A 7,610-nucleotide genomic window follows, 5' to 3' on the forward strand; every position below is an offset into this window, starting at 1 on the left:
CTGTGCTATTCTATATGATCGGAAGCCGTCGTTGGGACGATCCTTCCGGAAAGGAGGTAGCGATGCAACGTATCGGGTTGATTCTACTGCTGACCGCCATCACCTGTAACGCCGGGGCCAACTTCTGTATCAAAGGCGGCATGGGCGACAAGGCCGCCCTGGTGGACGAGGGGCTTCTCTCCACCTTTCTGACTGTCTTCGGCGATCCCGTGGTGCTGGTGGGATTCCTCTTCTTTGGGGGGGCCTTTGTCGTCTACAGCGCCGTGCTCTCCACGGTGGACCTCTCGCTGGCCTACCCGATCATGACCGGTGGGACCTTCCTGCTGGTGCTGCTGGGGTCCATGCTGCTCTTCGACGAGGCGGTGACGCTGACGCGGGCGGCGGGTATGCTTTCCATCGCGACAGGGATCTCCGTGGCGACGGCGAAGGGCTGAAAGGAGAGGTGAAGAAATGGGAATCCTCGAAGAACGCCTGTGGTCCGCGGCCGGCAAGAGAGCGCCGGGACGGCAGATCAAGCATGTCGTGCGGGGCCTCCGCTACACGGCGGTGGTACTGGAAAACGGCGATGCCGGGCTGGCCTTCTCCTTCGCCAGGAGGATCGCCCCGGGGGAGCGGGCCGTGCCCCTCCTCGACCCCCTCCCCTGTCCGGCGGAGTATCTCCTTGAGCTGGCCGACTCCCGCCACCCCTCCGAACGGGCGCTGGCTGTGGCGACGGCCAACGCCCTCCTCGGCGTGGAGGGCGAAATGGTGGCCGATACGCCGGAGGTCCGCACCGGCGAAACGCTGCTGATGGTGGGCAACATCGCTCCCCTGGCCCGGTATCTCCGCCGCTGCGGCGCCGAGCTCAAGATCGTCGACGACGCCGAAGCCGATGCCCTGCCTCCCGAGGATGCGGAACCCCTGGCCGCCGAGGTGGACCGATTGATCCTCTCGGCCAGCGCCGTGGTGAACGGCACCTGGGAACCCCTGATCGACGCGGCCAGGGAGAGCTGGGTGGTCGGCCCCTCTGCCCCCATGAACGCCGCCCTCTACGGCGGTACCTCTGTGCGCTGGGTGCTGGGACGGGTCGTGACCTCCCCCCACCGGCTGCTCCATCTGGTGGCCGCCGGCGGGGGCACCAGGGATCTCTCCTCCTGTGCGGAGAAGTGTCTGCTCTCCGTTGGCGGGACGGTCGACACCGTCCCGTAGCCGACTGTCTGTCACCAGGGTGGTGTGCGGACCCGCATTCGGTGCGTTCTGAGTACGGGGTTGCCGTTTATGTTATATTCATTACAGAACAGAGAGCCAGGTGGGGGAGTGGTCGATATCCTGGGATGGTGTAGACGCTGGACCGAAGCGGCGTGGAGGAAGCGACGGGGGCGGATGTGGCTCTGTATCGGCGGGATCGCGGTGCTCTTCGCCGGGATGATGCTGTGGGCCGCGGTGGCCTCCCGGAGTGTCAAGGTAGGGGTGGCCTACAGTGTCTTCAACAACCGCGTCACCGCGGAGACGGAGATGCTCACCGCGGTGCGGGCCTATGTGCGCCGGCACAACAGCCGTGGCGCGCGGCCGATGCTCCGGATGGTGCCGGCCTTCTATCGCAGAACACCAAGGGAGGCCATCCATCGGCTCGCCGAAGAAGGGGTCGCGGCGGTCATCGCCGGCACTACCTCCCATGCGGCGGAGGATCTCGCCAGGCTGGCCGCACGGGAACGGATCCCCCTGATCGCCGTCTCCGCCACCACCGCCGGTCTCACCGGACGGGACGACTGGGTCTTCCGCGTCCGCAACGACCTGGCCCAGGACGCCGTGCTCTACAGAAGGCTCTGTGCGCTCAAAGGGATCGATCGTTTCCTCGCTGTGATGCCGGCCACGAATATCGTCTACTCCGCCCAGCTGGCCCGGGAGATTGCTGACGGCGGGCCGGAGCTCTCCGGTCTGGTGGTGGCCCAGGACGGCCGGCTGGAATCCCACACCGACCGCTATGATCCGGAAGCCGTCCTGGTCACCGGCCCCGCCTCCTTTTCCGGCATGATGCTCCAGCGGGTCCGCCGGCGCTGGCCGGAGAGCCTGCTGCTCTGCGCCCCCTGGGGGATGTTTGGGCTGCCGGGCACCCACACCCCGCTTTTCTGCGGTTCCTACTACTACGTCGAACAGTTCTCCCCCTTCCACCTGGACGAGGCGCACCCCTTCCTGCAGTACTGGAACCGCCACTATGCCCTCTCCTACGACGGGACGGTGCACTACACCTTCCTGGCCATGGAGCTGCTCGTGAAGGCGCTGCGGAACAACCCTGCGGCCAGGGGGGAGGAGCTGCGGTCGCTCCTCGCGAAGGTGAGGAGCGTCGACGGGCCCGCCGGCCGCGTCTCCATCGACCGTTTCGGCGACGCCCGCGGCAGGGGCGCCGTCTTCTTCCGCGGTCCCCATGGATGGAATGAGGTGTTCCTTCAGTGACCGACACGATCACCACCTTCCGGAAACGTGTCCTCCTCTTCTCCCTTGCCCTGGCCCTTCTCTGTGGTGTGGCCGCCGCGGTGGCCGCCTTCTACTGGAACGAACACACCCATTTCCGCCGCATGGAATCGGAGATTCAGGGCATCGCCGGCGACAGCTCGCTCCTTCTGGAAGAGCGGGCCTCCCTGGTAGACCGGATCGCCCGGTATCAGGAGGGGGTGCAGGATGCCTTTGCCGGACATCTGGTGCCCCCGGATCTGCTCTATCTCGTCCTCTGCGACAACGACGGCAGGGTGCGGCGCACACTCTTCGGCGGCTCCATGGAGGGCTTGCGGTTCCCCAGCCGCTCTCTGCGCCGGCAATGGATGATGAATATCCATTTCACCGGCAGCGAGCGACTCTGCCTGAGCTATGCGGCGCCCTCCCAGGGGGGATGGCTGGTCGCCGGGTTCGAACCCTCCTTTCTCTTTTCCCGCATCCAGTCGGAGCTTCCGGGGAGCATGTGGGCCCTGATCACCGAATCCCGCGGGCAGGTGCTGGCCTCCTGGAACGACCGCGAACGCTACCCCCCGGGGAGCTACGTGGCCCAGCACATGACCGTCTCGGAATCGGAGAGCGCAATGCCTTTGCGGGGGGAGATGGCCTGGGGGGCCTGGGACAGATGGCAGGCCATCCCTATGGCCCAAGGGCTGCAGATCACCGGCGGCGTCTGGCTGGACCGCATGGTCCCTGTCGCCGTGAAGGGCGGCATCGTCGCTGCTCTGGCGGTGCTGCTCCTCGGGGCGCTTCTGCTCGCCCCGCTGGACAGGGGGTTCGCCCGTGTTACCAGGAGTTTCCGGCATCTCACCTCGCTCATCGGCGAGCTGGACGGGCGGCTCCAGCAGTCGGAGGATCCCTTCGCCGCCCTGCTGCACGCCCGGGAGAAGTGGCGGCTTCCGCTCGAGATGGGAAAGAGGGATTTCCGGGAGGCCAGACAGGTGGAAGAGGCCCTGAACAACCTGCTCAACAGTATGGGAGCCCAGGGGCAGGAGCTGGCAGCCCTCTACGAGGAAACCCGGGCCATCGAGGAGGAGCTGCAGCAGAGCAACTGGAGCCTCCGCAAGGCCTTCGGGCGTCTGGAGGAGCTGGCGACCTTCTCGCAGACCGCCATGGAAGCCCGCTCCGTCCAGGACGCCTGCACGCGGAGCATCGGCTCGCTCATTGACTTCAGCGGCGCCCGGGCCGGAACGGTGGTGGCCTTCACCAGGGAACACCAGGAGGTCGTCGCCTTCCAGGGATCGGAGGAGGCGCGCAAGGTACTGGACCAGTCGCTCCGGGGGGAGCTCTTCCGGATCTTCGGTTCCAGCGGAAAGCGTGAAAGAGAGCTCGAACGCGGGGGATTCCGGTGGTATCTCTTCCCTGTCTACTACCTCGGCGAGGCCGAGGGGGCCATTCTCCTCGCCCTGCCGCAGGGGGAACGGATGAGCAGGGAGTCCGCCGAAGCGCTCCACCTCTTTGTCCCCCACCTCGGGGGCATGCTCCACGCCCAGATACTCATGGACGAGATCCGCCACTCCTACCACTATCTCGCCGTGCGGCTCCAGCATGTATCGGCCACCTACCACGACGAGACCGGCGAGCACCTCCGCCGTATCCGGGCCTTCTCGGTCTTTCTGGCCGAGCAGTACGGACTGAACCGGCAGAACGTGGAGGATATCGGTCTGTACAGCATGCTGCACGACATCGGCAAGCTCCGGGTGCCCAGAGAGATCCTGCTCAAGCCCGGCCCGGTGACCGAAGAGGAGTTCGGCGAGATCAAACGCCACGTCCACTACGGCGTGGAGGCACTGGGCAACGCTACCTGGCTGAGCATGGCCCGGGAGATCTGCCTCTACCACCACGAACGCTGGGACGGCAGCGGCTACCCCGAAGGCCTGAGCGGCAGGCGGATCCCGCTCTCCGCGCGGATCGTGGGCCTGGCCGACGTCTACGACGCCCTGCGGACGTCGCGGGTCTACAAGCCCGCCTTCTCCCACCAGAAGACGACCCGCATCATTCTGGAAGGAGACGGCAGGGTGCAGCCCGACCACTTCGATCCCGATCTCCTGGAGATCTTTCGGGCGAACCACCATATCTTCGAGCGCATCTACCGCGAGGTCTCCCGGGGCGGCGAGCTCTTTGCCATCGCCGGGGAGGACTCCGGGAACGACGGGGCCTAGCCGGTTGTTCCTTCCGTAGAGAAATCCGATACAAAGGTGAAGGAGACTGTTCCCTCTACGCTGGTGGAATGCTATAATTCCCCTGTGTAAGCTGTTATATTGGCAAATGGGAAGGGGCGTGGAGTTATGAGGAAGATTGCCATTGCTGTCATGGTTGCCATGGTTTCACTGCTGCTGGTTGCGGTTGCGTGCCAGGGACAGAGCGGGTCCGACGAGACGATCGCCGCACCCGACGTCAGCGAGGGTGCGGTGGTCGAGGAGAGCGAGAACGCGAAGATCAACTGGACGGACCAGTACATCGAGGCCCGTGGTCAGGCCGTGCCCCCCACGGGGAAGGAAGGCACGGCGCAGGGCAAGCTGCTCGCCCGGCGCGGGGCCTTTGTGGACCTCCAGCGGAACCTGCTTGAGTTCATCAAGGGGGTCCGGGTGGATGCGGAGACCACCATGGAGAACTTCATGGTCGACGACTATGTCAAGACCGAGGTCAGCGGCACCATCAAGAATGTCCAGGTGGTGGAGGCCGACTGGGACGGCGAGATCTACACCGTGGTGGGACGCGTCCGGCTGGAGAAGATCCGTACCGCCGTGGTCTCGGCGTTGCCCGAGCAGCCCGAGCCCAAGGATGTGCCGCCCAAACCGGAACCCAGGGGCACCAAGCTCACCGGCATGGTGCTGGATGCCCGCCATCTGCCGCTGATTCCGGCAATGACCTTCAAGGTCTTCGACGAGAACGGCAAGCCCGTCTACGGACTTGATTTCGTCGACCGCGAGCGATTCCTCGCCTCCGGCCTCTGCGACTACCAGTCCAACATCAGCTACGCCAAGGGCGCGCCGAGGGTGACCGACAATCCCGTCACCGTGAAGGCCGTCCGGACCAAGTCGCCGCAGAATGTGGATATCGTGATCCCCAACAGCGCCGCCGCCAAGATCCGCCGGAGCACCTACGACTTCCGGGTGCCCTGCCGGGTGACGGTGGTGAAGCGGTGAGCATGATGAGTCTTCGCAAGACGGCGGTCCCGGTGCTCGTCGCCGGCATCGCCGCCCTGCTCCTGGTCTTCGGTTCGGCGGGGACGGCCCCGGCGGCGGAGGAGCCCATCGTCGTGGAGGCCGAAGGCTATGCGCCGGTGCTGAACGGCGACACCACCAGGGCGCGGGACGAAGCCAAACGGCAGGCCTACCGGGACGCCCTGGAAAAGGGCGTCGGGGCCTATGTCGAGGGCATCACGGAGATGAAGGACTTTCAGGTGGTCAAAGACAAGGTCTTCTCCCAGGCCCAGGGACTGGTGACGGGCTTCGAGGTTCTCGAGGAGGGCGAACGCGACGACGGTGTCTACTATATCAAGGGACGCTGCACCGTCTCGGTCCGCAAGCTCGACGGCGTACTGGGGCCGGTGGTCATCGACGCCCTGGGCAATCCCCGGGTGATGGTGATCGTCAAGGAGAGCATCGACGGCGAGGAGCCCTTTCTCTCCACCGCCGAGGGGGAGGTGCAGCGGATCTTCCAGAAGGCGGGCTACCTGATGGTGGACCCCAGGCAGGCCAGGGCCCTGGACAAACGGGCCTACGACACGGCCAAGGAGACCGGCGACGTAGCCAGACTGCAGGAGCTGGCCGAGAGTTTCCGGGCCGATGTCATCATCTACGGCAAGGCCATGAGCTCCGTCTACGCCAACCAGAGCATCTCCGGCGTGCGGATCTACGGGGTGCAGAGCCAGTTCCAGCTCAAGGCGGTGATCACCCAGACCGCCTACGTACTGGCCACGGAGACCCCCGCGGTGCGCACCAAGGGCACCTCGCCCGGTGACGCCGCCGCCAAGGGACTCAAGCAGGTGGGCGGCGAAGCGGCGGAGAACCTGGTCCACAAGGTGGCCTACGCCCTGGTCAGCGGCAGCGCCGGCGGCGTTCCGGGACGGACGGTGAAGGTCGTGGTGGAGGAGATCGGTTTCTCCCAGGCCATGAAGCTCAAGAGCGCCCTGGAGGAGACCCGCGGGGTCACCGCCGTCTATCAGCGCGCCTTCCGGGAGGGCAAGCTGGAGCTTGACGTCAACACCGAGGGCAACGCCGAGGATCTGGCCATCCGTCTCGACGGCATGGGCCTGGAGATCACCGGCCTCACCGCGGGCACCATCGAGGCCCGGTGGCGCGGGGGATCGGAGTAGACTATGTCTCTGTGTGGGCGGCGATTGGGTGTTTTCCTTGCGGCGGTGCTGTGTGTGGCCTTTCTCGCAACCGCTGCCGGTGCGCTGGAGGATGTGGATCTCCAGCGGATCTGGAAGGCCAATGGTGCGGTGGAGGGCCTCCAGGAGTTCCGCTTCGGCGTGGTGGACTGGACGGAGCAGACAGCCGTCGTGCAGGGTGAAGCGGAACTCCCGCCCGACCCCACCCCGCAGCAGAGGCTCCTGGCCGGGCGGAAGGCGCTGGTGGACGCCCGGCGCAAGCTGCTCTACCTGCTCTACGAGATGAAATTCGGCCTGCCCAAGAAGCTGACCTCCATCGAGGTGAAGGGGCACATTGTGGCGCCCCATGTCACCAGGGAGACCGTTTCCGGCGGCCGGGCGACGGCACAGGTGGTGATCCCTCTCAGACGGCTCTTTGAGACCTGTGTCATCTGGGAGGGCGAGGCGAAGTAGCCCGTACACCAACGCGGTACGGGGAGATCCGAGGGGTAGGTTCATACAGGAGGGAGCAGACCTATGGATAGAGGCAGACAGATTCGCGGCATCGTTTCTCTTCTCTTTCTTTTCTCTTTGGTAGTAGCGGCAGCACTGCCTGCCGGGGCGGCGACACGGATCGCCGTGGCGGATTTCGACAACAACGCCGGCGAGGGGTCCGTGCAGGTGACCGACTCCGTCCGACGGGCCATCACGGATATGCTCATCACGGAGCTGGCCAAGACACCGGGGCTCCAGGTGATCGAACGGTCGCGCCTGGAGGCCATCGCCAAGGAGCAACAGCTCGCGGCCTCCGGCATGGTCGACC

8 protein-coding genes are annotated in these 7,610 nt (G+C 65.7%); all 8 read left to right on the forward strand.

What is annotated here, in order from left to right; translation table 11 throughout:
• Positions 1 to 62: 62 nt before the first annotated feature.
• Entirely contained in the window at positions 63 to 434 is a 372-nt protein-coding gene (locus tag K9L28_03150; protein ID MCF7935327.1) for a hypothetical protein, read from the forward strand.
• A gap of 16 nt (positions 435 to 450) precedes the next feature.
• Positions 451 to 1,188 carry a DUF364 domain-containing protein gene (locus K9L28_03155; GenBank protein MCF7935328.1) on the forward strand — a complete coding sequence of 246 codons (738 nt, stop codon included), beginning with the start codon at positions 451 to 453 and terminating at the stop codon, positions 1,186 to 1,188.
• A gap of 108 nt (positions 1,189 to 1,296) precedes the next feature.
• Positions 1,297 to 2,433 (forward strand): ABC transporter substrate-binding protein, encoded by a 1,137-nt coding sequence (locus K9L28_03160; GenBank protein MCF7935329.1) that lies wholly within the window; start codon positions 1,297 to 1,299, stop codon positions 2,431 to 2,433.
• Positions 2,430 to 4,631, forward strand: a complete 2,202-nt coding sequence (locus tag K9L28_03165; GenBank protein ID MCF7935330.1) for an HD-GYP domain-containing protein — start codon at positions 2,430 to 2,432, stop codon at positions 4,629 to 4,631. The genes K9L28_03160 and K9L28_03165 overlap by 4 nt, the downstream gene beginning before the upstream one ends.
• A 126-nt stretch (positions 4,632 to 4,757) precedes the next feature.
• Complete coding sequence (locus K9L28_03170; protein MCF7935331.1) at positions 4,758 to 5,618, forward strand: hypothetical protein; 861 nt, start codon at positions 4,758 to 4,760, stop codon at positions 5,616 to 5,618.
• A 2-nt stretch (positions 5,619 to 5,620) separates the two neighbouring features.
• The gene (locus K9L28_03175) at positions 5,621 to 6,790 is read left to right on the forward strand and encodes a hypothetical protein (GenBank protein MCF7935332.1); all 1,170 of its coding nucleotides are present in this window, start codon (positions 5,621 to 5,623) and stop codon (positions 6,788 to 6,790) included.
• A 24-nt stretch (positions 6,791 to 6,814) separates the two neighbouring features.
• Entirely contained in the window at positions 6,815 to 7,261 is a 447-nt protein-coding gene (locus K9L28_03180; protein ID MCF7935333.1) for a hypothetical protein, read from the forward strand.
• A 63-nt stretch (positions 7,262 to 7,324) separates the two neighbouring features.
• The coding region (locus tag K9L28_03185) for a CsgG/HfaB family protein (protein ID MCF7935334.1) at positions 7,325 to 7,610 on the forward strand (286 nt) is incomplete at its 3' end.

The organism is Synergistales bacterium (genome assembly GCA_021736445.1).
GTDB lineage: Bacteria > Synergistota > Synergistia > Synergistales > Aminiphilaceae > JAIPGA01.